General features: G+C 60.1%; 25 protein-coding genes and 2 tRNA genes. 14 read left to right on the forward strand and 13 right to left on the reverse strand.

Annotated features, from left to right (window positions below; genetic code table 11):
• Positions 1 to 76 precede the first annotated feature (76 nt).
• Positions 77 to 1,792 (forward strand): proline--tRNA ligase, encoded by a 1,716-nt coding sequence (locus tag HYE77_RS29565; RefSeq protein WP_177070227.1) that lies wholly within the window; start codon positions 77 to 79, stop codon positions 1,790 to 1,792.
• Positions 1,793 to 1,812: 20 nt separating this feature from the next.
• Positions 1,813 to 2,766 carry a hypothetical protein gene (locus tag HYE77_RS29570; protein WP_003208616.1) on the forward strand — a complete coding sequence of 318 codons (954 nt, stop codon included), beginning with the start codon at positions 1,813 to 1,815 and terminating at the stop codon, positions 2,764 to 2,766.
• A 115-nt stretch (positions 2,767 to 2,881) separates the two neighbouring features.
• Here the strand turns inward: HYE77_RS29570 and dinB are convergent, their stop codons facing one another.
• Complete coding sequence (gene dinB, locus HYE77_RS29575) at positions 2,882 to 3,940, reverse strand: DNA polymerase IV (RefSeq protein WP_003208617.1); 1,059 nt, start codon at positions 3,938 to 3,940, stop codon at positions 2,882 to 2,884.
• 291 nt (positions 3,941 to 4,231) lie between these two features.
• Between dinB and HYE77_RS29580 the strand changes: the two genes are divergently transcribed.
• The 4 genes from HYE77_RS29580 (at position 4,232) to HYE77_RS29595 (ending at position 8,800) form a co-directional block, all read left to right on the forward strand.
• Positions 4,232 to 4,308 (forward strand) — tRNA-Met (locus HYE77_RS29580).
• A gap of 206 nt (positions 4,309 to 4,514) precedes the next feature.
• Positions 4,515 to 4,591, forward strand: a tRNA-Met gene (locus HYE77_RS29585).
• A gap of 280 nt (positions 4,592 to 4,871) precedes the next feature.
• A complete protein-coding gene (gene mprF, locus HYE77_RS29590) occupies positions 4,872 to 7,514 on the forward strand; it encodes a bifunctional lysylphosphatidylglycerol flippase/synthetase MprF (RefSeq protein ID WP_008433574.1) in 2,643 nt (880 codons plus the stop codon).
• On the forward strand, positions 7,514 to 8,800 hold the full coding sequence (locus HYE77_RS29595) for a virulence factor family protein (protein WP_003208620.1): 1,287 nt from the start codon (positions 7,514 to 7,516) through the stop codon (positions 8,798 to 8,800). Before mprF ends, HYE77_RS29595 begins: the two co-directional genes overlap by 1 nt.
• Positions 8,801 to 8,854: 54 nt before the next feature.
• Here the strand turns inward: HYE77_RS29595 and HYE77_RS29600 are convergent, their stop codons facing one another.
• A complete protein-coding gene (locus HYE77_RS29600) occupies positions 8,855 to 10,756 on the reverse strand; it encodes a potassium transporter Kup (RefSeq protein ID WP_003208622.1) in 1,902 nt (633 codons plus the stop codon).
• Positions 10,757 to 11,057: 301 nt separating this feature from the next.
• Here HYE77_RS29600 and rimO point away from each other — a divergent pair, with 301 nt between their 5' ends.
• From rimO to tsaA, 5 genes are all read left to right on the forward strand, one after another.
• Entirely contained in the window at positions 11,058 to 12,398 is a 1,341-nt protein-coding gene (rimO, locus tag HYE77_RS29605; RefSeq protein ID WP_003208624.1) for a 30S ribosomal protein S12 methylthiotransferase RimO, read from the forward strand.
• A gap of 103 nt (positions 12,399 to 12,501) precedes the next feature.
• Positions 12,502 to 12,975, forward strand: coding sequence for a GNAT family N-acetyltransferase (locus tag HYE77_RS29610; RefSeq protein ID WP_003208626.1), 474 nt, complete (start codon positions 12,502 to 12,504; stop codon positions 12,973 to 12,975).
• Positions 12,976 to 13,046: 71 nt separating this feature from the next.
• Positions 13,047 to 13,757 (forward strand): rRNA pseudouridine synthase, encoded by a 711-nt coding sequence (locus HYE77_RS29615; protein WP_003208627.1) that lies wholly within the window; start codon positions 13,047 to 13,049, stop codon positions 13,755 to 13,757.
• Positions 13,758 to 13,834: 77 nt separating this feature from the next.
• The gene (locus tag HYE77_RS29620; RefSeq protein ID WP_003208629.1) at positions 13,835 to 14,296 is read left to right on the forward strand and encodes a DUF1456 family protein; all 462 of its coding nucleotides are present in this window, start codon (positions 13,835 to 13,837) and stop codon (positions 14,294 to 14,296) included.
• A 4-nt stretch (positions 14,297 to 14,300) separates the two neighbouring features.
• The gene (tsaA, locus tag HYE77_RS29625; protein WP_003208631.1) at positions 14,301 to 14,996 is read left to right on the forward strand and encodes a tRNA (N6-threonylcarbamoyladenosine(37)-N6)-methyltransferase TrmO; all 696 of its coding nucleotides are present in this window, start codon (positions 14,301 to 14,303) and stop codon (positions 14,994 to 14,996) included.
• Positions 14,997 to 15,114: 118 nt separating this feature from the next.
• Here tsaA and fpr read toward each other — a convergent pair whose 3' ends face one another.
• Positions 15,115 to 15,894, reverse strand: a complete 780-nt coding sequence (gene fpr / locus HYE77_RS29630) for a ferredoxin-NADP reductase (RefSeq protein WP_003189055.1) — start codon at positions 15,892 to 15,894, stop codon at positions 15,115 to 15,117.
• 124 nt (positions 15,895 to 16,018) lie between these two features.
• On the opposite strand from fpr, the gene HYE77_RS29635 reads away from it, so the two are divergent.
• On the forward strand, positions 16,019 to 16,945 hold the full coding sequence (locus HYE77_RS29635) for a LysR family transcriptional regulator (protein ID WP_003208633.1): 927 nt from the start codon (positions 16,019 to 16,021) through the stop codon (positions 16,943 to 16,945).
• On the opposite strand, the gene HYE77_RS29640 is transcribed toward HYE77_RS29635, so the two are convergent.
• From HYE77_RS29640 to HYE77_RS29650, 3 genes are all read right to left on the reverse strand, one after another.
• Positions 16,942 to 17,304: a diacylglycerol kinase gene (locus HYE77_RS29640; RefSeq protein ID WP_003208635.1), complete on the reverse strand. Its 363-nt coding sequence runs from the start codon at positions 17,302 to 17,304 to the stop codon at positions 16,942 to 16,944. The two genes, HYE77_RS29635 and HYE77_RS29640, sit on opposite strands and share 4 nt — an antisense overlap.
• A gap of 75 nt (positions 17,305 to 17,379) precedes the next feature.
• Positions 17,380 to 18,030 (reverse strand): response regulator transcription factor ErdR, encoded by a 651-nt coding sequence (gene erdR, locus HYE77_RS29645; RefSeq protein WP_003208636.1) that lies wholly within the window; start codon positions 18,028 to 18,030, stop codon positions 17,380 to 17,382.
• Positions 18,031 to 18,284: 254 nt separating this feature from the next.
• Positions 18,285 to 18,995: a tRNA-uridine aminocarboxypropyltransferase gene (locus HYE77_RS29650; RefSeq protein WP_177019277.1), complete on the reverse strand. Its 711-nt coding sequence runs from the start codon at positions 18,993 to 18,995 to the stop codon at positions 18,285 to 18,287.
• Positions 18,996 to 19,200: 205 nt separating this feature from the next.
• Here HYE77_RS29650 and HYE77_RS29655 point away from each other — a divergent pair, with 205 nt between their 5' ends.
• Together HYE77_RS29655 and HYE77_RS29660 are read left to right on the forward strand one after the other, a co-directional pair.
• The gene (locus HYE77_RS29655) at positions 19,201 to 19,641 is read left to right on the forward strand and encodes a PA3611 family quorum-sensing-regulated virulence factor (RefSeq protein WP_177070229.1); all 441 of its coding nucleotides are present in this window, start codon (positions 19,201 to 19,203) and stop codon (positions 19,639 to 19,641) included.
• 375 nt (positions 19,642 to 20,016) lie between these two features.
• A complete protein-coding gene (locus tag HYE77_RS29660) occupies positions 20,017 to 21,126 on the forward strand; it encodes a TIGR00730 family Rossman fold protein (RefSeq protein ID WP_177070231.1) in 1,110 nt (369 codons plus the stop codon).
• A gap of 167 nt (positions 21,127 to 21,293) precedes the next feature.
• Here the strand turns inward: HYE77_RS29660 and recX are convergent, their stop codons facing one another.
• The 7 genes from recX to HYE77_RS32755 form a co-directional block, all read right to left on the reverse strand.
• Positions 21,294 to 21,761, reverse strand: coding sequence for a recombination regulator RecX (recX, locus tag HYE77_RS29665; RefSeq protein ID WP_003208644.1), 468 nt, complete (start codon positions 21,759 to 21,761; stop codon positions 21,294 to 21,296).
• A gap of 8 nt (positions 21,762 to 21,769) precedes the next feature.
• Positions 21,770 to 22,828 (reverse strand): recombinase RecA, encoded by a 1,059-nt coding sequence (recA, locus tag HYE77_RS29670; RefSeq protein WP_003208645.1) that lies wholly within the window; start codon positions 22,826 to 22,828, stop codon positions 21,770 to 21,772.
• Between the two features lie 83 nt (positions 22,829 to 22,911).
• Complete coding sequence (locus HYE77_RS29675; RefSeq protein WP_003208648.1) at positions 22,912 to 23,412, reverse strand: CinA family protein; 501 nt, start codon at positions 23,410 to 23,412, stop codon at positions 22,912 to 22,914.
• 71 nt (positions 23,413 to 23,483) lie between these two features.
• Positions 23,484 to 23,996: a lysis system i-spanin subunit Rz gene (locus HYE77_RS29680; protein WP_177070233.1), complete on the reverse strand. Its 513-nt coding sequence runs from the start codon at positions 23,994 to 23,996 to the stop codon at positions 23,484 to 23,486.
• The gene (locus HYE77_RS29685; protein WP_177022727.1) at positions 23,984 to 24,541 is read right to left on the reverse strand and encodes a glycoside hydrolase family 19 protein; all 558 of its coding nucleotides are present in this window, start codon (positions 24,539 to 24,541) and stop codon (positions 23,984 to 23,986) included. The genes HYE77_RS29680 and HYE77_RS29685 overlap by 13 nt, the downstream gene beginning before the upstream one ends.
• 28 nt (positions 24,542 to 24,569) lie before the next feature.
• Complete coding sequence (locus HYE77_RS29690; protein WP_157721310.1) at positions 24,570 to 25,007, reverse strand: phage tail assembly chaperone; 438 nt, start codon at positions 25,005 to 25,007, stop codon at positions 24,570 to 24,572.
• The gene (locus tag HYE77_RS32755; RefSeq protein ID WP_371321572.1) at positions 25,007 to 26,104 is read right to left on the reverse strand and encodes a hypothetical protein; all 1,098 of its coding nucleotides are present in this window, start codon (positions 26,102 to 26,104) and stop codon (positions 25,007 to 25,009) included. Before HYE77_RS32755 ends, HYE77_RS29690 begins: the two co-directional genes overlap by 1 nt.
• Positions 26,105 to 26,109: the final 5 nt, after the last annotated feature.

The raw sequence follows: 26,109 nt of genomic DNA on the forward strand, positions 1-26,109 counted from the left end.
GATGCCTGTACGTCGGCAGCAAGCGCCCGTACAATCCCAAGTCATTTCAAGTCCAAGCAACCGACAACGGCCTACCATGCGCACCAGTCAATATTTGCTCGCCACACAGAAAGAAACGCCTTCCGACGCGGTCGTGATCAGCCATCAGCTGATGCTGCGCGCCGGCATGATCCGCAAACTGGCCTCGGGCCTGTACACCTGGCTGCCCATGGGCTTGAAGGTGATGCGCAAGGTCGAAGCCATCGTTCGTGAAGAAATGAACGCTGCCGGCTCTCTGGAAGTGTTGATGCCGAGCACCCAACCGGCTGAGCTGTGGCAGGAATCCGGGCGCTGGGAAGAGTACGGCCCTGAATTGCTGCGCTTCAAGGATCGTCATGGTCGGGACTTCTGCGCCGGCCCGACCCACGAAGAAGTGATCACCGACCTGATGCGCAACGAGTTGAGCAGCTACAAGCAACTGCCCCTCAACCTGTATCAGATCCAGACCAAGTTCCGTGACGAAATCCGCCCACGCTTCGGTTTGATGCGCGGCCGCGAATTCATCATGAAGGACGCCTATTCGTTCCACGCTGACCAGGCGTCCCTTCAGGTCACTTACGACCGCATGCACACCGCCTACTGCAACGTGTTCACGCGTCTGGGCCTGAAATTCCGTCCGGTTGAAGCGGACAACGGCTCCATCGGCGGTGCCGGCTCCCACGAGTTCCACGTGCTGGCCGAGTCCGGTGAAGACGACATCGTGTTCAGCAACGGTTCCGACTACGCGGCAAACATCGAGAAAGCCGAAGCCGTGCCACGGGAAACTTCCCGCCCTGCGCCAAGCGAAGAGCTGCGCCTGGTGGACACACCCGAGACCAAGACCATCGCGGCCCTGGTGGAGAAATTCAATCTGCCGATTGAAAAGACCATCAAGACCCTGATCGTGCGCGCCGAGGAAGAAGGCAAGCTGATCGCCCTGGTAATCCGTGGCGACCACGAGCTCAACGAAATCAAGGCCGCTCAGCAGCCAGGCGTTGCCAGCCCGCTGGTCATGGCCACCGACTCAGAACTGCGTGATGCCATTGGCGCCGGTGCCGGTTCCCTCGGCCCGCTGAACCTGCCACTGCCGATCATCATCGACCGTTCGGTCGAGCTGATGAGCGACTTCGGCATCGGTGCGAACATCGATGACAAGCACTACTTCGGCGTGAACTGGGAACGCGACCTGCCGGTTCCGACCGTGGCCGACCTGCGCAACGTGGTTGCAGGCGACCCGAGCCCGGACGGCAAGGGCACCCTGGAAATCAAGCGCGGCATCGAAGTCGGGCACATCTTCCAGCTGGGCAACAAGTACAGCAAGGCGATGAAGTGCGAAGTGCTGGGCGAGAACGGCAAGCCGATCACCCTGGAAATGGGCTGCTACGGCATTGGCGTATCCCGCGTGGTTGCGGCTGCCATCGAGCAGAACAACGACGAGAAAGGCATCATCTGGAGCGACGCCCTGGCGCCATTTCAGGTTGCCCTGGTACCGCTGCGCTACGAAACCGAGCAAGTACGCGAAGCCACCGACAAACTGTATGCCGAACTGACGGCTGCCGGTTTTGAAGTGCTGCTGGATGATCGGGACAAGAAAATCAGCCCGGGCATCAAGTTCGCCGACATGGAACTGATTGGCATCCCGCACCGGATCGTGGTCAGTGACCGCGGCCTGGCCGATGGCAATCTGGAATACAAGAGCCGGACCGAAGCCGAGGCCCAACCGTTGCCGGTGGCTGACGTGCTGTCTTTCCTTCAGGCGCGTATTCGTCGCTGAAAACCAGATCAAGAGTCGTCATGTTCAAGCGAAACACCATAGCCCTGGGGGGCGCCACGTTATGTGGCGCCCTGCTGGTCAGCGGCTGCGCCAACCAAATGTCGCAACGCAGCGAGCACGAGGAACGCATCGAGCGCAAATTGCTCGATCACAGCCTGCAGATCGACGTGGGCGAGCCGAAGGTGCTGGAGCTGCCGCAACGCCGGGTGCGCATTCACGAGCAAAAGACCTTTGAGGTCACCGAGTTCGAAGTTACCCGTCGCTACGACCGCTACACGCCCTACCAGCCCTGGCGCAAACTCTATGAGATGCCCCTGGGCGCGGTCGCGCTCGTGGCGGGCGTCGGCGCCAACGTGGCGAATGTGTTTGCCCTGGGCAACCTGCCTGCCAGCATGACCCGGGATTGGCTCAGCTATGGCGTGGACGGGCTCAACCCGTTCATGAACGTGCAATCCAACGGCCGTGCGCAACAGAACCTGGCGGGTATCGATGAAGTCCAGCGCGACAAGCGCGTGGAGTATTCGAGCCTGCCCTGGAGCGAGCGCCCGGTACAGGTGACTGCCGGCAAGCAAACCCATGAGCTGACCACCGACCGCGATGGCGTGCTGCGCCTGAACCTGTTGGACAGCCCGTTTGCCGAGCAGGACCTGAACCGCATCAGCACCCTGAAGATCAGTGTTGAAGATGCCCAGGATGACGTGCACTCGGACTCATCCCTGGCCATCAGCGGCACCCTGCGGGGCAAATTGCTCGAAGCTCACGGTTTGATCTATGACGACCTGGAAGACGACGAGGTCAACGAGTGGGTGCACCGGGTCAAGCGCCTGTCGGAGCTGGGCCTGGAAGAAGAAGCCAGCGAGCTGGAACAGAGCCTGATCGAACTGACCCGCAATGATCCGGAGTTGCAGCAGGAATTCCTGCAGGCCTTGACCAAGGATGCCGGACGCCTGGTGGCGGATCCCGGAGCACGCTGAAGCCTTTAAATGTGGGAGCGGGCTTGCTCGCGAATGCGGCGTGTCAGCCAGCACATGCGTCAACTGACACACCGCATTCGCGAGCAAGCCCGCTCCCACATTTGGCTTTCGGTTTCTACCAGGGAAATTGGAGCTGCTCGTTGCCGTTGCTCAAATCCAGCAAACGCACGCCTATTCCCAGCAATCGCACCGGCTTGTCGCCGCGATTGAACGCCTGGGTCAGCAACTGCCGGTAACTCTCCAGGTCCCGCCCTGCCCCCGCCTGCTCCAGGGTCGTCTGGGTAAAGTCGTGAAACTTCACTTTGACGAACGGCTTGCCCGCCCGATAACTGCTGTCGATGCGCGCCATGCGCCCGGCCAGGGTGTCCATCAGCTCCGGCAGTTTTTCCAGGCAACTGGGCAAGTCCGGCAGGTCGACATCGTAGGTATTTTCCACGCTGATGGATTGCCGGCGGCTGTCGTTCTGCACCACCCGGTCATCAATCCCACGCGCCAGGCTCCAAAGCCGCTCGCCAAAACTGCCAAACTCTCGCACCAGCGCCAACTTGTTCCACTCCCGCAGTTGCAGGCAGTCCTCGATCCCCAGCCGCGCCAGCTTGTCGGCCGTCACCTTGCCCACGCCGTGGAGCTTTTTCACCGGCAGCGCCGAGACAAAGTCTTCCACCTGGTCGGGGGTGATCACAAACAGTCCGTTGGGCTTTTTCCAGTCGCTGGCGATCTTGGCGAGAAACTTGTTCGGCGCCACGCCCGCGGAAACGGTGATGTGCAACTGGTTGGAGACCCGCCGGCGAATGTCCTGGGCAATGCGCGTGGCACTGCCGCCGAAATGCGGGCTGTCGGAGACGTCCAGGTAGGCTTCGTCCAGGGACAACGGTTCGATCAGGTCGGTGTAGTCGCGAAAGATCGTCTGGATTTCCTTTGATGCTTCTTTATAAGCATCCATGCGCGGCTTGACGATGGTCAGGTCCGGGCACAGCTTCAGGGCATGGCGGGACGACATGGCCGAACGCACACCATAGGCCCGTGCTTCATAGTTGCAGGTGGCGATCACCCCGCGACGGTCTGCCGAGCCACCGACAGCCAGGGGCTTTTGCGCCAGGGTCGGGTCGTCGCGCATCTCGATGGCGGCGTAGAAGCAATCACAGTCGACGTGGATGATTTTGCGCTGCGTCATATATAAGGCAGTGGTTCTGGGCAGAAAACGGACAGGCCGGCAGTATCTCACTCACACCTGTATATAGCACCAGTAGTTTGAATCTTCCGCTTAAGCGGTAGGAAAATTCGCAGGTGAATTCATTTTCTCAATCGAAACACACCCCCCAATAGAGCTGAAAGCCTCGGCCAGACTGGCCCCGCGGCCTATCAAGGGGCCACCTTGGAGAGCTAACCGATTGAACCACAAGCGCTTTTCTTTGAATCAGCGGTTGACACACTCGCGTTCCTCTGTAGAATGCCGACACACAGACGCGGGATGGAGCAGTCTGGTAGCTCGTCGGGCTCATAACCCGAAGGTCGTCGGTTCAAATCCGGCTCCCGCAACCAAACATCAAAAAAGGCTACTCGAAAGAGTGGCCTTTTTTGTGCCTGTCTGTTTTAGCCCTCGTTTCGATTGTCTGACAAAAAACCTTTCCCAATCGCGCACTTACCGCACCCGCGTGACAATCCGACGCTAAATTGCACTTATTTGACCCATCGTTCGATTAACGGTTGACACCCCGCCGTTGCTCTGTAGAATGCCGCCACACAGACGCGGGATGGAGCAGTCTGGTAGCTCGTCGGGCTCATAACCCGAAGGTCGTCGGTTCAAATCCGGCTCCCGCAACCAAACATCAAAAAAGGCTGCTCGAAAGAGTGGCCTTTTTTGTATCTGACGAAAAAGTCCTTTTGAAACAATGGCATGGCATCTTTCATGAAACCGTACACGGTTTGTAGAGTCCATCTCATTGCAAGCTATGCTAAGTCTTCAAGCACTGTCCTTCTACGACCAATGGGCGCTGTCGCCGCACTTCGCGATACGCGTTAATATTTGTAATTATTTTGTCCATAGGGATTGGTAACTTGGCTGGATACCTCCATCCTGTCGCGCACAATCCACGAGGTGATTGATGCGCGCCAACTCGTCTGAACCACAAGACTCTGTCACAGCGACACAACCGATCACTCCCACCCGTTTGCGCTGGCTGGATCTGTTGAGCAAATACCGCCAACCCATCGGGCTGGCCGTCACCTTGTTGCTGTTCGCAATCGCCCTTATCGCCTGTCGCCACCTGTTGCTTGAACTGGATCTGTACGCGCTCCACGATTCAATCCTTGAAGTGCCTAAGCCTGCACTGCTGGGTGCGTTCGGTGCTGCTGTCGCCGGCTTTATCATTTTGTTGGGCTATGAATTTTCCGGTGCCCGTTATGCCGGCGTGAAGCTGCCTGCCAAGACTCTGGCCTACGGCGGCTTTACCGCATTCGCCATCGGTAACGCGATTGGTCTGTCGATGCTCTCGGGCGGCTCGGTACGCTACCGTTTATATGCACGGTATGGCATCGGCGCTTCGGAAGTGGCGCGCATGACCGTGTTTGCCAGCCTGGCCCTGGGTTGCGCCCTGCCGCCGCTCGCTGCGCTGGCCACCCTGAGCAACCTGCCTGCCGCGTCCAATGCCCTGCATCTACCTGCCAGCCTGCTCGGCGGCATCGCCGGTGCTGTGTTGCTGTTAACAGCCGCACTGTGCATTGGCATCTACCGCCGCCGCCTGCCGGAACAACCGTATCCGGACAACCTGCTGGTCAGGGCCGGGCGTCGCACCTTGCGCCTGCCGGGCCGTCGCCTGACCTTCCTGCAACTGATCATCACTGCCCTCGACGTGGCTGCGGCCGCTACCGTGCTGTATATGCTGCTGCCGGAAGCGCCGCCCTTTGGCCCGTTCCTGCTGGTGTACCTGCTGGCCCTGGCCGCCGGTGTGCTCAGCCATGTACCCGGTGGCGTCGGGGTGTTCGAAGCAATCCTGCTGGCTGCCTTCGCCGACAAGCTCGGTGCCGCGCCACTGGCGGCCGCACTGCTGCTGTACCGGATGATCTATGTGGTGCTGCCGCTGTTGATCGCTTGTGTGTTCCTGCTGGTCAATGAAGCCCAGCGCCTGTTCCATACGCAACAAAGCCTGCGGGCGGCCTCGGGCCTTGCTGCACCGATCCTGGCCGTACTGGTTTTTTTGTCAGGCGTGGTCCTGCTGTTTTCCGGCGCAACCCCGGAAATCGACTCACGCCTGGAAAACATCGGCTTCCTGATTCCTCATCGCCTGATTGACGCGTCGCACTTTGGTGCCAGCCTGATCGGCGTGCTCTGCCTTCTGTTGGCCCAGGGCCTGCGTCGACGGTTGTCCGCGGCGTGGATGCTGACCATGGTGCTGCTGCTGACCGGCGCCCTGCTCTCCCTGCTCAAGGGTTTCGACTGGGAAGAAGCCAGCCTGATGACCATGACGGCGGTGCTGCTGGCGATCTTCCGGCGCTCGTTCTACCGCGCCAGCCGCCTGACCGAACTGCCGTTCTCGCCGCTGTACCTGGTGGCCAGCGTGTGCGTACTCGGTGCGTCGATATGGCTGCTGTTGTTCGCCTACCAGGACGTGCCCTACAGCCATCAGTTGTGGTGGCAGTTCACCCTCGACGCCAACGCCCCGCGTGGCCTGCGCTCGCTGCTGGGCGCGGCCGTGGTGCTGGTGGTGGTGTCGCTGACCTGGCTGCTGCGTACCGCGCGCCCGATCATCCACTTGCCGACACCGGATGAGCTGGAGCGCGCCACCAAGATCCTGATGAACTCCGCACAACCCGACGGCGGCCTGGCGCTGACCGGCGACAAGGCCCTGCTGTTTCATCCCAACGACGAAGCGTTCCTGATGTACGCTCGTCGCGGTCGCAGCCTGGTGGCCTTGTACGATCCGATTGGCCCGACCCTGCAACGGGCCGAGATGATCTGGCAGTTCCGCGACCTGTGCGACATTCACCACGCCCGCCCGGTGTTCTACCAGGTGCGCGCGGAGAACCTGCCGTACTACATGGACATCGGCCTCACCGCGATCAAACTGGGTGAAGAAGCCCGGGTCGACCTCAAACGCTTTGACCTGGAAGCCAAGGGCAAAGAGATGAAGGACCTGCGCTACACCTGGAACCGCGGGACCCGTGATGGCTTGTCCCTGGAGATCCACGAACCCGGCCAGGCCCCGATGGAGGAGTTGAAAGTCATCTCCGACGCATGGCTGACCGGCAAGAACGTGCGGGAAAAAGGCTTTTCCCTTGGACGATTCAGCGACGACTACCTCAAGCACTTTCGTATTGCGATCATTCGCTTCGAAGGGCGCCCGGTAGCGTTTGCGAACCTGCTTGAGACCTACAGCCACGACCTGGCCAGTCTCGACCTGATGCGTGCGCACCCGGACGCGCCGAAACTGACCATGGAATTCATGATGGTCGGCCTGATTCAACATTATAAGAACCATGGCTACGCCCGCTTCAGCCTCGGCATGGTGCCGTTGTCGGGCCTGCAACCACGACGTGGCGCCCCGCTGACCCAACGCCTGGGCTCGATGGTGTTCCGCCGTGGCGAGCAACTGTATAACTTCCAAGGCTTGCGCCGCTTCAAAGACAAGTTCCAGCCTGACTGGGAACCCCGTTATATGGCCGTGCCCGCAGGACTTGATCCGCTGGTGGCACTGGCCGACACCGCCGCCCTGATTGCGGGCGGCTTGACTGGATTGGTGAAACGCTGATGATTCGACGCTCCTGGCGGTATGTATTGGCATTTTTGGTGGTACTGGCACTGATCCTCGGTGGCGGCTACTGGTACTGGAACCGCCCTGCACCGCAACCGACTCTGGAACAACTGCCCCAGGCCGATGGCACGGTCCTGACCCGCGTCACCCCGGGTACCGCGCCCAAGGCCCGCGTGGCCGTGGCCGTGCTGGCCGACGAAACCCTGACCGACAGCCAACTGATCGCCCTGAGCCAGGGCGGCGCAGCGCAGATCGTCCAGGTAATCCTGCCCAAGGATGACTGCAAGCTGCAGGAACAAGCCCTGCAAACCGCCCTCGGCCAGCTCGCCGGCCCGGCGACCCTGGTCAGCGGCATCGGCCCTGGCGCAGCCCTGGCCTGGCGCTGGCTGGCCGCGCAGAACGACGACAAGGCCAATGCCATCTCCGTCGGCTTCGCGCTGGCGCAGCCAGGCTGCAACGACCCGTTGCCGAAGACTTCGGCCCACGGTAGCTGGCTGGTGGCCTGGAACGATAACCCTGACGACGATGCTGCCAGTTTTGTACGCGATACACCGCGTGCTACCACCAGCATCAGCGACTACGACGTTCACTACCCGCAAGTGCTGAACAACGAGCTGCGCAAGCAACTGGTAGGCTCGGACAACGGCGGCCTGGCGATCCCGGTGGTCGAAGTGCCGGCTGGGCAGGCCAAGGACACCGTCACCCTGTTCCTCTCCGGTGACGGCGGCTGGCGTGACCTGGACCGCGACGTGGCCGGTGAAATGGCCAAGATCGGCTACCCGGTGGTGGGCATCGATACCCTGCGCTACTACTGGCAGCACAAGACCCCGGAACAAAGCGCCAAGGACCTCGCCGAGCTGATGCAGCACTACCGGCAGAAATGGGGCACCAAGCGCTTCGTGCTGACCGGCTACTCGTTCGGCGCCGATGTGCTGCCGGCCATCTACAACCGCCTGCCGGAAAACGAGCAGCAGCGTGTAGACGCGATCATCCTGCTGGCCTTCGCCCGCACCGGCAGCTTCGAGATCGAAGTGGAAGGCTGGCTGGGCAACGCCGGCAAGGAAGCTGCGACCGGCCCGGAAATGGCCAAGCTGCCGGCCGACAAGGTGGTGTGCATCTACGGTGCCGAAGAAGTCGACGAGAGTGGCTGCACCGACAAGACCGCTGTCGGCGAAGCCGTGAAGCTGCCTGGCGGCCATCACTTCGACGAGAACTACCCGGCGCTGGCCAAGCGTCTGGTAGACATCATCGAGAAGCGCCAGGGCAAGACCCCGGCCGAATAAGCGCCCACAAAAAAGCCCCCGCTGCCGCAAGGCACCGGGGGCTTTTTGTTGGGCTTACATTTCTACTTGAGTGCCGAGCTCGATCACCCGGTTAACCGGCAACTTGAAGAAGCGCAGGTTGCCGTTGGCGTTCTTCAGCATGAACGCGAACAACCCTTCGCGCCAACGCGCCATGCCCTTGATGCGGGACGCGATCACGGTTTCGCGGCTGAGGAAGTAGGTGGTGCGCATCGGGCTGAAATCCAGGTCATCCAGATGGCACAGCTTCAGCGCTTCGGGCACGTCCGGTTCATCGACGAAACCAAAGTGCAGGATCACCCGGAAGAAGCCCTCGCCATAGGAATCGACCTCGAAACGACGCTGGGCCGGTACACGCGGGATGTCTTCGTAGACCACCGTCAACAGCACCACCTGCTCATGCAGCACCTGGTTATGCAGCAAGTTATGCAGCAAGGCGTGGGGCACGGCATCCGGGCGTGCGGTCAGGAACACCGCCGTGCCTTGCACGCGATGCGGCGGCTGCACACGGATACTGCTGATAAAGATCGGCAGCGGCAGCCCACCTTCGTCCAGCCGGTCCACCAGCAGCTCCTTGCCGCGCTTCCAGGTGGTCATGAGGATAAACAACACAATCCCCGCCAATACCGGAAACGCACCACCCTGCACGATCTTCGGCACGTTGGCGGCAAAGAACAGCCCATCCACCAACAGGAAACCGATCAACACCGGGATAGCCAGTACCGGCGGCCATTTCCACAGCAACAGCATCACCGCCGACACCAGAATGCTGGTGATCAACATGGTGCCCGTCACCGCCACACCGTAGGCCGAAGCCAGGGCGTTGGAGGACTCGAAGCCCAGCACCAGCAGGATCACGCCCACCATCAGTGACCAGTTCACCGCGCCGATGTAGATCTGGCCTTGCTCGGCGCTGGAAGTGTGCTGGATATGCATGCGCGGGATGTAACCGAGCTGGATCGCCTGACGGGTCAGGGAGAACGCCCCGGAGATCACCGCTTGGGAAGCAATCACGGTGGCCAAAGTGGACAACGCCACCAGCGGGACCAGAGCCCACTCCGGTGCCAGCAGGTAGAACGGGTTGCGGGCTGCCTCTGGATTTTCCAGCAGCAGCGCGCCCTGGCCAAAGTAGTTGAGCACCAACGCCGGCAGCACCAGGGCGAACCAGGCACGGGCAATCGGCTTGCGTCCGAAGTGGCCCATGTCGGCGTACAGCGCCTCGGCGCCGGTCAATGCCAGTACCACCGCACCGAGAATCGCCACGCCCATGCCAGGGTGAACGATGAAGAAGCGCACGCCCCACACAGGGTTGAGGGCATTGAGCACCTCAGGGTGCTGGATGATTCCATGGATGCCCAGGCCGGCCAACACCAGGAACCACAGCACCATCACCGGGCCGAACAGCTTGCCGATGCGGTCCGTGCCATGTTTCTGGATCAGGAACAGCCCCACCAGCACCACCAGCGAAAGCGGCACCACCCAGCGCTCAAGGCCATCAAACGCCAGTTCCAGGCCTTCGACCGCCGACAATACCGAGATCGCCGGGGTGATCATGCTGTCGCCGTAAAACAGCGCCGCACCGATCAGGCCGAGAATCACCAGCACCGAACGCAACTTGGGGTAAGGTGCCGCCGCCCGCCGGGCCAAAGCCGTCAGGGCCATGATGCCGCCCTCGCCCTGGTTATCCGCGCGCAGGATAAACAGCACGTACTTGATCGAAACGACCCAGACCAGCGACCAGAAAATCAGCGCCAGGATCCCGAAGACCCCGTCGTGATTGACCTGAACCCCATAACCGCCAGCAAACACCTCTTTAAGGGTGTAGAGCGGGCTGGTGCCGATATCGCCGTAAACCACCCCCACTGCCGCCACCAGCATGCCGATCGGCTTTGCGTTGGACTGCTCGGCACCTGCTGCCTGACTACTTGCCTGACCCATCAACCACTCCTGCCCTTTGACCTGCGGTCTTTTATAAACAGCGCGCCTGCTGCGGGCGCCTATGCTGTCCACAGCATGCGCTGTTTTACTTCTCGTTACAGACGATTTATTGACCGAGGAAATTCACTCAGGTGCAACGGCGCGAAGCATAGCGCAGCACTCGTCGTATTTCCCTGCATAAAGCTGGTCAAGAGCGATTCCCGTCGCTAGAATTGCGCACTTTTTGATCAGAGGCACACCAAGTGCCCATCCGCCACCTTTCGTGCACGACGGGCGGCGTCATTCAATACCGAGGTTAGACATGTCCACCACCATCGCAAAAGCCAACCCCAAGGTCGGCTTTGTATCCCTGGGTTGCCCAAAGGCTCTGGTCGACTCCGAACGCATCCTTACGCAACTGCGCATGGAAGGCTATGACGTCGTGTCCACCTACCAGGACGCGGACGTGGTGGTGGTCAACACCTGCGGCTTCATCGACTCAGCCAAGGCCGAGTCCCTGGAAGTGATCGGCGAAGCCATCAAGGAAAACGGCAAGGTGATCGTCACCGGCTGCATGGGTGTGGAAGAAGGCGCCATCCGCAACGTGCACCCGAGCGTGCTGGCCGTGACCGGCCCGCAGCAGTACGAGCAAGTGGTCAACGCCGTGCACGACGTAGTGCCGCCGCGCCAGGACCACAACCCGCTGATCGACCTGGTGCCGCCGCAGGGCATCAAGCTGACGCCGCGCCACTACGCCTACCTGAAGATTTCCGAAGGCTGCAACCACAGCTGCAGCTTCTGCATCATCCCGTCGATGCGCGGCAAACTGGTGAGCCGCCCGGTGGGCGACGTGCTGGACGAGGCCCAGCGCCTGGTCAAATCCGGCGTGAAAGAGCTGCTGGTGATCTCCCAGGACACCAGCGCCTACGGCGTCGACGTCAAATACCGCACTGGCTTCTGGAACGGCGCGCCGGTGAAAACCCGCATGACCGAACTCTGCGAAGCCCTGAGCAGCCTCGGCGTATGGGTGCGCCTGCACTACGTTTACCCATACCCGCACGTTGACGAGCTGATCCCGCTGATGGCCGCCGGCAAGATCCTGCCGTACCTGGACATCCCGTTCCAGCACGCCAGCCCGAAAATCCTCAAGGCCATGAAACGCCCGGCCTTCGAAGACAAGACCCTGGCGCGCATCAAGAACTGGCGCGAGATCTGCCCGGACCTGATCATCCGCTCCACCTTCATCGTCGGCTTCCCCGGCGAAACCGAAGAAGACTTCCAGTACCTGCTGGACTGGCTGACCGAGGCCCAGCTGGACCGCGTCGGCTGCTTCCAGTACTCGCCGGTGGAAGGTGCTCCGGCCAACCTGCTGGACGCTGCCATCGTGCCGGACGACGTCAAGCAGGACCGTTGGGAGCGCTTCATGGCGCACCAGCAGGCCATCAGCTCGGCGCGCCTGCAACTGCGCATCGGCCGTGAGATCGAAGTACTGATCGACGAAGTCGACGAGCAAGGCGCTGTAGGCCGCTGCTTCTTCGATGCGCCGGAAATCGACGGTAACGTGTTCATCGACGATGCCAGCGGCCTGAAGCCAGGCGACAAGGTCTGGTGCACCGTGACCGACGCCGACGAGTACGACCTGTGGGCTGAAAAACGCGCATAAGGTGTAAAGAATTGAAAAAGCCCTGCCTCTGGACAAGATGCGGGGCTTTTTTAGGTCTATCGTTTTGCCCATCGGCGCCAATCATCGGCAAGGGGCAGCGGGCATGCGTCAGCATTCGGTTATCCATACACCCAAATCCAGCGACTATCAGGAACTGACCCGCATCTGGGAGGCTTCGGTGCGGGCCACCCATGACTTCCTGCCGGACAGTTACATCGAGTTGCTGAAAAACCTGGTGCTGACCCGCTACCTCGACGCGGTGATGCTGATCTGCACCAAGGACTCGCGCCAGCGCATCACCGGGTTTGCCGGGGTGGCCGCGGGCAAGGTCGAGATGCTGTTTATCGACCCCGAGCACCGTGGCCAGGGCCTGGGCCGGCAATTGCTGCGCTATGCCATCGAGTCGATGAATGCCGATCAACTGGACGTCAACGAACAGAACCCGCAGGCCCTGGGCTTTTACTTCAAGCAAGGCTTTGAGGTGATCGGACGCACGGACCATGACGGCATGGGCCAGCCTTATCCGTTGCTGCACATGCGTTTGCGCCAGGCCCAGCCACAGGCGCGTCGCGGCTAAATGAAATGGAGCCGGGATTAACCGGCGCCACACAGGTACAATAGCCGCCCCCTTTTGTTTCGGCCCTTGTCATGACTGAACCCCTACGCCTCTCCAAACGCCTCATCGAACTGGTCGGTTGCTCCCGTCGGGAGGCTGAGCTGTTCATCGAAGGCGGCTGGGTCACGGTGGACGGTGAAGTGATCGACGAGCCGCAGTTCAAGGTCACCACCCAGAAGGTCGAGCTTGACCCTGAGGCCAAGGCCACAGCGCCGGAGCCGGTGACCATCCTGTTCCACGCCCCCGCCGGCGTGGATGCCGAGACAGCCATGGCGTCGATCAACGCCGAGACCCTGTCGGAAGAACACCGCTTCAGCAAGCGCCCGCTCAAGGGCCACTTCCTGCGCCTGACCGCCAGCAGTGACCTGCAAGCCAAGGCCAGCGGCCTGCTGGTGTTCACCCAGGACTGGAAGATTTTGCGCAAGCTGACCGCTGACGCGAACAAGATCGAACAGGAATACGTGGTGGAGGTGTCCGGCGACATGGTCGCCCACGGCCTGAACCGCCTCAACCATGGCCTGACCTACAAAGGTAAGGAATTGCCGGCGGTGAAAGCCAGCTGGCAGAACGAGAACCGCCTGCGCTTTGCGCTGAAAAACCCGCAACCGGGTGTGATTGCCTTGTTCTGCGAAGCCGTCGGCCTGAAAGTCGTCGCCATTCGACGCATCCGCATTGGCGGAGTCTCCATCGGCAAAGTGCCGGTAGGCCAATGGCGCTATCTGTCCGGCAAAGAAAAGTTCTAAGACTTTTTTCGCCGCCGAATCTCTCGATACCGCCTGCCTGGGCGGTGTCCACAGTTGAATGACCAGGATTGCCCACCATGATTCACAACGACGTACTGCGCAGCGTGCGCTACATGCTCGACATCAGCGACAACAAGATGGTCGAGATCATCAAGCTCGGCGGCATGGAAGTCACCAAGGACGACCTGCTGACCTATCTCAAGAAAGACGAGGAAGAAGGCTTCGTGTTCTGCCCGGACGAAGTCATGGCGCATTTCCTCGATGGCCTGGTGATCTTCAAGCGCGGCAAGGACGAGAGCCGTCCACCGCAGCCGATCGAACTGCCGGTGACCAACAACATCGTCCTGAAGAAACTGCGCGTGGCCTTCGAACTGAAGGAAGACGACATGCACGCAATCCTCAAGGCCTCCGAGTTCCCGGTGTCCAAGCCTGAGCTGAGCGCACTGTTCCGCAAGTTCGGCCACACCAACTACCGCACCTGTGGTGACCAGCTGTTGCGCAACTTCCTCAAGGGCCTGACCCTGCGCGTTCGCGCCTAAACCCGTGAACTACAGCGTCTCGCCCATCGGCTTTGTCCGCTCCTGCTTCAAGGAGAAGTTCGCCATCCCGCGCCAGCCACAACTGGCGCCTGCCGCCCGGGGCGTGCTGGAGTTGGTGGCACCATTCGACCAGGGTGAGGCGGTGCAGGGTTTGGAACAGGTCAGCCATGTGTGGCTGCTGTTCCTGTTCCACCAGGCGCTGGAAGATAAACCACGGCTGAAAGTGCGCCCGCCGCGCCTGGGTGGCAACACGTCCATGGGCGTGTTCGCCACCCGCGCGACGCACCGGCCCAACGGCATCGGCCAGTCAGTGGTCAAGCTGGACAAGGTGGAAGATGGGCGCCTGTGGATATCCGGGATCGACCTGCTGGATGGCACACCGATTCTCGACATCAAGCCGTACGTGCCGTACGCAGACATAGTTGACACTGCGACCAACAGCATCGCCAGCGCTGCGCCACAGCTGATCCCCGTGCAGTGGCTGAAGACTGCGCTGCAACAGGCAGAAGGCCACGCTCAGCGCCTTGGCGAGCCATTGGTGGCGTTGATCGAGCAGTGCCTGGCGCAGGATCCACGGCCGGCGTACCAGACGCCGGGGCCGGAGCGGGAATACGGGGCGCAGTTCTGGGATGTTGATGTGCGCTGGCACTATCCCGAAGCCGGGATGATTTGTGTGCTGGAAGTCGTGTCGGCCGGGTAAACCGGAAACAAATGTGGGAGCGGGCTTGCTCGCGAAAGCGGTGGATCAGTCAATACATCTGGTGACTGTTACACCGCTTTCGCGAGCAAGCCCGCTCCCACATTTTTTTGCGTCGCGCTTATTTCTCGACGAACGCACGCTCGATCAGGTAGTCGCCCGGCTCACGCATACGCGGGGAAACCTTCAAACCGAAGCTGTTGAGCACTTCGCTGGTTTCATCCAGCATGCTTGGGCTGCCGCACAGCATGGCGCGGTCGTCTTCAGGATTGATCGGCGGCAGCCCGATATCGCTGAACAGCTTGCCGCTGCGCATCAGGTCGGTCAGGCGGCCCTCGTTTTCGAACGGCTCACGGGTCACGGTCGGGTAGTAGATCAACTTGTCACGCAGGGCCTCGCCGAAGAACTCGTTCTGCGGCAGGTGCTCGGTGATGAATTCGCGGTAGGCGACTTCGTTGACGTAACGCACGCCGTGGCACAGGATCACTTTTTCGAAACGCTCGTAGGTTTCCGGGTCCTGGATCACGCTCATGAACGGCGCCAGGCCAGTGCCGGTGCTGAGCAGGTACAGGTGTTTGCCCGGCTTCAAATCGTCAAGCACCAGGGTGCCCGTCGGTTTTTTGCTGATGATGATCTCGTCGCCTTCCTTCAAGTGCTGCAATTGGGAAGTCAGCGGGCCATCAGGCACCTTGATGCTGAAAAACTCCAGATGCTCTTCCCAGTTCGGGCTGGCAATCGAGTAAGCGCGCATGAGCGGGCGGCCGTTGGGCTGTTGCAGGCCGATCATCACGAACTGACCGTTCTCGAAGCGCAGGCCCGGATCGCGGGTGCACTTGAAGCTGAACAGAGTGTCGTTCCAGTGATGAACACTGAGGACACGCTCGTGGTTCATGTTGCTCATGTACGGGGGACTCCTGGAAATGGGTCTGCGCCAAATGATGGATGCGCAATTGCACAGCATTCTAATGGCGGCGACAATATCTGTTAACTGGATTATTAAGATAAGGGTTATCGGTTATATCGATATGCGATTTACTCTACGTCAACTGCAAGTCTTCGTCGCCGTCGCCCAGCAGGAAAGCGTCTCGCGCGCTGCTGGCCTTCTGGCCTTATCTCAATCCGCCGCCAGCACGTCGATTACCGAGCTGGAGCGGCAATCCAGCTGCCAATTGTTCGACCGCGCGGGCAAACGCCTGAGCCTCAACGCCCTCGGTCACCAGCTATTGCCCCAGGCGGTGGCACTGCTGGACCAGGCCAAGGAGATCGAGGACCTGCTCAACGGCAAGTCGGGCTTCGGCTCCCTGGCGGTCGGGGCCACGCTGACCATCGGCAACTACCTGGCCACGCTGCTGATCGGCAGCTTCATGCAGCAGCATCCCGAGAGCCAGGTGAAGCTGCATGTGCAGAACACTGCGCATATCGTGCATCAGGTGGCGCACTACGAAATTGATCTGGGTCTAATCGAAGGCGACTGCAGCCACCCGGACATCGAGGTGCAAACCTGGGTGGAAGATGAACTGGTGGTGTTCTGCGCACCCCAGCATCACTTGGCCAAGCGCGGCCAGGCGACCATGGAAGAGCTGACCCATGAAGCCTGGATCCTGCGGGAACAAGGCTCTGGAACACGCCTGACCTTTGACCAGGCCATGCGGCATCACCGCAGCGCGCTGAATATCCGCCTGGAGCTGGAACACACCGAGGCAATCAAACGCGCGGTGGAATCAGGCTTGGGGATTGGCTGCATTTCCCGGCTGGCGCTGCGCGACGCCTTCCGGCGTGGCAGCCTGGTACCGGTGGAAACCCCGGACCTGGACCTGGCCCGGCAGTTCTACTTCATCTGGCACAAGCAGAAGTACCAGACCTCGGCGATGCGCGAATTCCTCGAGCTGTGCCGGTCGTTCACCGCCGGGGTGCAGCGCAGCGACGAGATCGTACTGCCGACCATTGCCTAGATCAGGATCACGGCCCACACCAGGGTAATCATGGTCAGCGCTACGAACTGCGCGGCGCTGCCCATGTCCTTGGCATTTTTCGACAAGGGGTGCAGGTCCAGGGAAATCCGGTCGATCGCCGCTTCGACGGCGGAGTTGAGCAACTCGACGATCAACGCCAGCAGGCACACGGCGATCAGCAGCGCCCGCTCTACCCGGCTGACGTTAAGGAAGAAACTCAGCGGGATCAGGATGACATTGAGCAACACCAGCTGACGAAACGCCGCCTCGCCGGTGAAAGCCGCACGCAGGCCATCCAGGGAATATCCGCCTGCGTTGAAGATACGTTTGATACCGGTTTGACCCTTGAAAGGCGACATAGAGTAGGCAACTGAGCAAAAAGGTGTGGGGAAACTAGAGTAAGCAAAGTCAAAAAAACGTGAATGAACAGCGTCTTAATGCTGCGAAATTGACTCAAGTTGTTGCAAGAGCAGCGCCGCCTGGGTTCGCGTACGTACGCCGAGCTTGCGGAAGATCGCCGTGACGTGAGCCTTGATGGTCGCTTCCGACACGCTCAGCTCGTAGGCAATCTGTTTGTTCAATAGACCTTCGCAGACCATGGTCAATACGCGGAACTGCTGGGGCGTGAGGCTGGCCAGGCCATCACGCGCGGCCTTGGCTTCGTCGGAGACGTTGATCTCTTCAAAGGCCTGCGGCGGCCAGGAGACATCGCCATCCAGCACCGTGCGCACGGCTTTCTGGATGTCTTCCATGGAGCTGGACTTGGGAATGAAACCACTGGCACCGAACTCCTTGGAGCGCACCACCACCGACGCCTCTTCCTGGGCCGATACCATCACCACCGGTATCTGCGGGTATTGCCCACGCAGCAGCACCAGCCCGGAAAAACCGTAGGCACCCGGCATGTTCAGGTCCAGCAGGACCAGGTCCCAGTCGGACTTTTCGGTAAGGCGGGTTTCCAGCTCGGCAATGCTGGCGACTTCGACGAGGCGTACATCCGGCCCCAGGCCCAACGTGACCGCCTGGTGCAGCGCACTGCGAAACAGCGGGTGGTCATCGGCAATCAGGATTTCGTATGTGGCCATTTATTAAATGATCCTGTTTTTTAGGGCGGCACTGATGGGTTCAGTGCTCGCCAACGCGCAAGGTGGCTGCCAGGCCAGCAGTCACCAAAGGGCGCGCTCAACGTCAAAAAGCGACGTATCCAATCTGTGACAGCGCCCCAATCGGCGCCAAGCATGCCCAGCGTAGCCTGGGTGGTCAAGCGCTACGCCCGTGGCTATTTTAGCGGGCTGCGCGTTTGCGCGGCCATCATGCAAAGGTCGGCTGGCCATGACACCTATAGATAAGGTGCAAGGCGAGTATGGACGACATCGGCCGGGTCCAGCGCCAGTTGAAACTTGGCGGCCAGGTAGTGAGTGCTGAATACGTCCAGATAGGCATCCAGGACTTCACTGGCTGCGGCATCTTCAGCCAGCTCCAGGCACAGCGCGGCGACTTCGGCGGTGCAGAAGTGGTCATCACGCTTGGAGCGACGCAGCTTGTAGCGCGACAGTTGCTCGGGCGCCAGGCTCAGCACCGGCAAGTGCTCCAGGTACGGGCTCTTGCGGAACATCTTGCGCGCCTCGCTCCAGGTGCCGTCCAGCAAAATGAACAGCGGGCGCTTGCCCTCCTCCAGCTTGACCTGATGGACCACCCGCTCCGGGGCCACGAATTCGCCGGGAAAGACGATGTATGGCTGCCATTGCGGGTCGGCCAGCAAGGTCAGCAACTCCGGCTCAACCTCAGTGCGCGACCAGGGGAACGCAGTCGTGTCGTTGATCACATCGGCAATCAGCCAGCCGGTGTTGCTGGGTTTCATCGGCTCTACGTCGTGCATCAGCAGGCACATGCCGGATCTGGCCTGGACCTTGGGCCGCCAGGCGCACAGGCAGTACTCGGGAATCACCCGGCAGCCGGGGCAGCGTTCGGCCCGCGAGCCTCGCGCTACAAACGGTTTTACGGCACGGGCCAGGCGCTGCGTGCGCAAACGGGAGACGGCATGGCTCATCGGGTGCGCCGCAGGGAAGTGGAAATCGACACGGATAGAACTCGGAAGGCAAAAGTTACCGCAGTTTACCAGAGCCGCCCCCGGCCACCTGCACTTCCCGGCAATAGGCTGGCCCTAGGGGCAAGCGGTCACCTATAATCCCGCGCCACTGAACGCACAGCGCAGTGGCTGGTCTATGCACCAGTAACCGAATCAGGAGAGTTTCATGCTGCGTCTTATGCCACGCCTTGTAGTTCCGTCCGTCGCCCTCGCGCTGGTGTTGCCTCTGGGTGCCCAAGCGGCCTCGTTGCTGGAGGCTCAACTGACCAGGAAGCTGCAAAGCGTCGCAGAGGAAACCAACAAAGAACTGCCACGGGAAATTGACGAAAAGACCCTGGAAGTTGCCTACACCGTTGAAGGCTTGCAGCTGATTGACCATTTGAGCGTACTGCCCGACCGCGCCGAGCAAATGCGCGCCAACCCCAAGGCTGTGTACTTCCAGCTCGGCCAAAGTGTGTGCCTGAACAAGGGTTACCGCGAGCTGATGGCCAAGGGCGCGATCATGCGCTATGAAATCACCGAGAACAAAACCAACCGCCCGGTAGCCTCGGTGAAGTTCCAGGAAGCAGATTGCCCGGCACCGGCTGCCGCGAAGAAGAAAAAGTAAGCGATAACTCCTGTCGCGCGCCGCTGACCAGCGGCGCGCAATATACCCCTCTGCACTCTCCGCCATTGCCCGCCCGCGGCAGCGTCTAAACTCCCTCAGAAGTGATCAATAAGCGGTTGCCAGCCAAGACTTTATAGGCTCATGATCAATTCATCCTGAACGCCTGGAACATCGGGTTTTCACACCGTCCTGTAACATTTTCAGGGCAAAAGAGGGTTGCCCTCCTGAGCGTGCAATGCAAAGGTTTTTAATCATAAGGAATATACAGAACCGGTTTCGCCCACCTCGTTAATCAGAGGCAACGACACATGCAGTGTCGTGGTCCCGACGAATTTCTCGCCGGCACCCAGGGTTCTGTGAAGAAGGAGAAGTTGAATGCCTTACGAACCGAATGAACTCCTGATCCGTCAATTTGAAGAAAACGGCACCGACCTCACGCAGCAGGTCGACGCGCAACTCCACTTGATTGCGCCCAACAGTCCAAATATCCCCCTTTATCGCGACATGATCTTCACCGTGTTGCGCATGGCCCAGGACGACCGCAGCCGCTGGAATGCCAAGATAACCTTGCAGGCGATACGGGAACTGGACCACGCCTTCCGCGTGCTCGAACAGTTCAAGGGGCGGCGCAAAGTCACCGTGTTCGGCTCGGCGCGCACGCCGGTGGAAAGCCCGCTGTATGCACTGGCCCGGGAAGTGGGCGCGGTCCTGGCCCGTTCGGACCTGATGGTGATCACCGGCGGCGGCGGCGGCATCATGGCGGCGGCCCACGAGGGGGCCGGCCTGGAGCACAGCCTGGGGTTCAACATCACCCTGCCCTTTGAACAGCACGCCAACCCGACCATCGATGGCACCGAGAACCTGCTGTCCTTCCACTTCTTCTTTACCCGCAAGCTGTTCTTCGTCAAGGAAGCCGACGCCTTGATCCTGTGCCCGGGCGGTTTCGGTACCCTGGATGAAGCGCTGGAGGTGCTGACCCTGATCCAGACCGGCAAAAGCCCGCTGGTACCGGTGGTACTGCTGGATGCACCGGGCGGTAGCTTCTGGCAAGGCGCACTGGACTTTATCCGCAGCCAGCTTGAGGCCAATCGCTACATCCTGCCCACCGACCTCAAGCTGGTCCGCCTGGTGTACAGCGCCGGAGAGGCGGTGGACGAAATCAACCAGTTCTACGCCAACTTCCACTCCACCCGCTGGCTGAAGCGCCAGTTTGTGATTCGCATGAATCATCCGTTGAGTGACCGCGCACTGGCCCATCTGCAGGAGGCATTTGCCAGTCTTCGCCTCAGTGACGACTTCCAACAAATCGCGTACACCGGCGAAGAGCATGACGAGCCAAGCTTCAGCCATCTGACGCGGCTGGTGTTCAACTTCAACGGGCGTGATCAGGGACGGTTGCGGGAATTGGTGGATTACATCAACTTGCCGGAAAACTGGGCCCAGGCTCAGGGGAAAACGCAGCAGCGGGTGACGGAGACGGCGTGACGTGACACTGAAACGAAAAAGGCCCGCTATTTTCATAGCGGGCCTTTTGGGTTGTGTCAGGTAGAACGATGCGCAGGTTAGGGCCGCTGCGCAGCCCAGCGGGAGCAAGCTCCCTCGCCACACCAAGCCCCGCAATGATCAGAGCAACCATTTACCAGGCGCAGCCTTCAGTCATCCATATCCCGACCGCTCAACAGGCGACTGATCATCTCCATCGAAAACCCGCGATAACTCAGGAAGCGACCTTGCTTAGCCCGCTCACGCGCATCAATGGGCAGATGACCGGCAAACTTGCGCCGCCAGGTTTCTTCCAGTTGTGCCTGCCAACTGATGCCGCACTCACGCAACGCGAGTTCGATATCAGCCCGCTGCAGGCCACGCTGGCTCAGCTCTTCACGAATTCGTGCAGGGCCATAGCCGGATCGGGCTCGGTAGGAGACGAAACTTTCGAGGTAACGGGACTCCGACAGCAGCCCTTCTTCCGTCAAACGGTCAAGGGCTGCGTCGATCATCTCGGGATCTGCGCCACGCTGACGCAGCTTACGCGTCAGCTCGACTCGACCATGCTCGCGCCGTGCGAGCAGGTCCATTGCAGTGCGCCTTACGGCGACGGGTGTATCCAGGACAACGCTCATCGTTTGCTTCAGATGTCAGTGTCGACTTCTTCTACTTCTTCAACCGGCTCGCGGTTGGCGGCAGCCTTGACGTCAGGTGCCGGGGTCAGCAACTTGTCGCGGATCTGCTTCTCGAGCGTAGCGGCAACATCCGGGTTATCCGCAAGGAACTTGGCCGAGTTGGCCTTGCCCTGGCCGATCTTGCTGCCGTTGTAGGCATACCAGGCACCGGATTTCTCGACGAAACCGTGCAGCACGCCCAGGTCGATCATCTCGCCGTTCAGGTAGATACCCTTGCCGTAGAGAATCTGGAACTCGGCCTGACGGAACGGCGGGGCCACCTTGTTCTTCACGACTTTAACGCGGGTTTCGCTACCGACAACCTCGTCACCTTCCTTCACCGCGCCAGTACGACGGATGTCCAGACGGACCGAAGCGTAGAACTTCAGCGCGTTACCACCGGTGGTGGTTTCCGGGCTGCCGAACATCACGCCGATCTTCATCCGGATCTGGTTGATGAAGATCACCAGGCAGTTGGCGTTCTTGATGTTACCGGTGATTTTACGCAGGGCCTGGGACATCAAGCGGGCTTGAAGGCCCACGTGCATGTCGCCCATTTCGCCTTCGATTTCAGCCTTGGGTACCAGGGCTGCCACGGAGTCGACCACGATCACGTCGATGGCGTTGGAGCGCACCAGCATGTCGGTGATTTCCAGCGCTTGCTCACCGGTGTCCGGTTGCGAAACCAGCAGGTCGTCAACGTTGACGCCCAGCTTGCCGGCGTATTCAGGATCCAGGGCGTGCTCGGCATCGACGAACGCACAGGTGGCGCCCATTTTTTGTGCCTGGGCAATCACCGACAGGGTCAGGGTGGTTTTACCGGAAGATTCAGGACCGTAGATCTCAACGATACGGCCTTTTGGCAGGCCGCCAATGCCGAGCGCGATGTCCAGACCCAGAGAGCCAGTGGAGATAGCCGGGATCGCCTGACGGTCGTGATCGCCCATACGCATTACGGCACCCTTGCCGAATTGACGTTCGATCTGACCCAGGGCCGCAGCCAAGGCTTTCTTCTTGTTGTCGTCCATTAAAGTCCTCACGTAATCAATAAGGCCTGGCGGCCAACACCTGTATAAGTAGACAGTATTGTTCCACAAAGATCCGTGATCGCCTACCCCTGATTTTCTATTTCTGCTGCAGCTCGTCGCAACAAGCCCTCTAGCGCGGCCTTTACCGTTTGTCGGCGGACCTCGTCGCGGTTGCCGGGGAAGTGTTCGAGCTCGGCGGTAACCTCATCGCCCACGCCCCAGGCCAGCCATACGGTGCCCACCGGCTTGTCCGGCGAACCGCCATCGGGCCCGGCCACGCCGCTGACTGCCACGGCAAAACGCGCCAGGCTTTTCTCCTGGGCGCCCCGCACCATCGCCTCCACCACTTCGCGGCTGACTGCACCGACCTTGGGGAACAGAGCTTCCGGTACATTCAGTTGCCGGGTCTTCTGGCGATTGGAATACGTGACGTAGCCCGCCTCGAACCAGGCCGAACTCCCGGGAATCCGCGTGATTGCCTCGGCGATACCGCCGCCGGTGCACGACTCGGCCGTTGTGACGTGGGCATTGAGAACCTGCAAGCGTCGGCCAAGTTCAGCGGCGAGTTGAGTAATTTCCTTCACGGTCATCTCCTGGAGTGGACGGGCATTCGCCTACCCTACAGGAGCCCATGGGCCATGCAAGTTACAAGAGACTAACGCGCGACGGCCCGGACATACGCCTGGCAGGCGCGCAAGGCGATCATTGCGTTATCGCCGTCGTCGGTGATGCCGATAATTCGTTGAGCATGCGCCGGGTCAAGTCGGGCTCGCGGGGCGCCATGAACCAGGCTGCCGGGGGTGGCGGTGGCTGGCATTGGGCAGCCGCTGGCTGAATCGCTGGCGTCGAGAAGGACTGACAACCGCACATCAGCAGTGGCCAGGCGATCCCGCAGGTGAGCCTGAGCGCGTTGTGCATCGGAAAGCTCCCGGGTGTGTTGTTGGTCGCTGGCGCTGAGTTGTTGCTCCAGTGCCAGCCGTTTGTCCTGTTCCAACCGTTGTTGACGCTGAGCCGACAGGCTTTGTTGGCTCAGCGCTTCGGCGTGCAGCACCTCCAGGCGCTCAAGTTGGATGCCATACCGCCAAGCCTGTACCTGCCAGGCAATACCCGCCGAGACCGCCGCCAACAGGAAAAAGCCAAGCAGGCGATATGACGTCAGGAAGCCCATAGAACCGCCTTCGCCCGAGCCCACAACTGCATACGGTTTTCCAAGCCATTGAGGCCGCCATTGATACGCCGGGTGATGGTGGTGAACTGGTCTTTGTCGGCCAGTTCGTTCAAGCCATTGCTCTGCCAGAACCACGCGGCGGATTCGCAGGCCCATTGCGGTTGCTCCAGCAACTCCGGTTGCTGCAACAAACGCTCATCGCCGAACAACGCCTGGCTGCATGCCAGGTAGTTGCGCCGGCCGGTGATCTGGATCAGGCCACGCCCGCGATACTTCTGGCCATCGCCATCGGCTTCGGGGGAGTTGCCCAGGCGCGCGGCCAGGGTGCCGGTGTCGTACTTGCTCAGGTATTGATCGCTGCCCAGCTCACGTACGTAACGCAGTTCGCCGGATTCGTGGCCGATTTGGGCGAGGAAGGCGGCGATGCGTTTGGGGGTGGTGATTTGGTGAGCTGCGGTAGCCGCATTTAAAGAAGCTAAAAAAAGGCCCGCTCTAAGGCGGGCTCCAGGCATTACTTGGATAAGTTGGGGAAGGGTTATCTCCATTGATTTCTACTCTCTCACGCCGACACGTTTACTGAGTAACAGCATCCAACCAAGGCAATACAACGGGCCGTTTGGCAATCAAGGGGAAGCTCTCAGCCTGAGGCCAGTCACGCAATGCTTGAGTGTATTTGAGCAACTCTTTGAACTGCTCAGTGGAAAGCGTCGTTTTCAATCCCATGTCCAACTGATCACGATGACGATCACTTACCCAACTAATGCGCTGTATTTCTGAATCACGCCACATGCGCTCATTTGCCTGGGCTTCAGCATCGGAAATGACGGGATCGATGTACTCCTGGCACTGCTCACCCGAATCAATCAGTAAACGCACTGCACGATAAACGTCCGGAGTTTCTGCTTCAGTCACATGGTAGGGATAGCCATCCAAGGTGACTAAGTAGCTACCGTCCTTTTTAAGATAAATGTCCTCTATGTTGTACTGCTCAGGACGTTGTTCGTTATCCATTACTGAATCCTCCATGCAAAACCGACACAGTTTCCATTACCTACCGCAGTGCCACCAGCTGCCACTCCGGCGTTGCCACCAAGCGCAGCCCCGTTACCGTTGTAATTGGCACAGAAAAAGGCCCACGTTCCGCCTGCTGGAAGCACACCGCTCCCCCCTATCTGGATCCATTGCCCAGCTACAGGTTTGAGAAAGCTGGAAGCTGAGAGCGCATCGGTAATCCCGTAACCCGCCAGCGTAGTAGCCACGTTCGCTTTACGCGCGGGGTCAAAATTCCCGGAAGTCCAAGCTGTCTGTGATCCCCACATGAGTTCCCCTGCAGAGTTCATCGCCAAAGACCTGGCAATTATCCCCCCCCAGTGAAAGAGCACTCTGGGTGCATATTCAAATCCGCTTTGGGTATTAGTAACTTCTTGGGCTTCTCGAATTTCAATGGCGCCACCCAGCCCATTACTCCAATCCCCCGGTGTTTCTGCAGATAAACTAACCCGCTGACGGCTGGTGCGGCCCACTACAAGGCCATCGGTAATCCCATATCCCGCCAGAGTGGTTGCCTTATCCGCCTTGTTTGTCAGATCCAAATTGGCAGCAGTCCAAACTTTCTGCCCCCCCCATACCATCTCTCCGTTAGCATCCATCGCCAACGCTTTCGCCCAGCGGTCCTTCCAATGAAACATGATTTTCGGGGCGTACTCGAACGTCAGCTTTTTGCTTTCTACCTGTTGAGCCTCACGGATTTCCAGCGCACCACCAAGACCATTACCGGTATCAGTCAAATCACTGGCGGACAAGCTAGGCCGTTGGTCTGTTGTACGTCCAACCAGCAGCGCATCGGTAATCCCATACCCCGCCAACGTCGTGGGCTTATTCCTCAACTTCAACCAATCACTCAAAACACTCAATGCCTGCGCCAGCTGATCGGTCTTCGTCTCGTCCGGCGCGATCCCCGCCGCCGCCAGCACATTCAAAATCTCCTGCGTAACCCCATTCCCCCAAGCCGCCGGAATCAAACTCCCCGGCGTCCCCGTAACCGGGTTTTCATCCACAAACTTGCCATTCACCAGCCCAACGCTGGGCACACTCTTTGGATAATCCACGCTTC

Origin of the sequence: Pseudomonas sp. IPO3774, assembly GCF_013386835.1 — a bacterium.
Lineage (GTDB): Bacteria > Pseudomonadota > Gammaproteobacteria > Pseudomonadales > Pseudomonadaceae > Aquipseudomonas.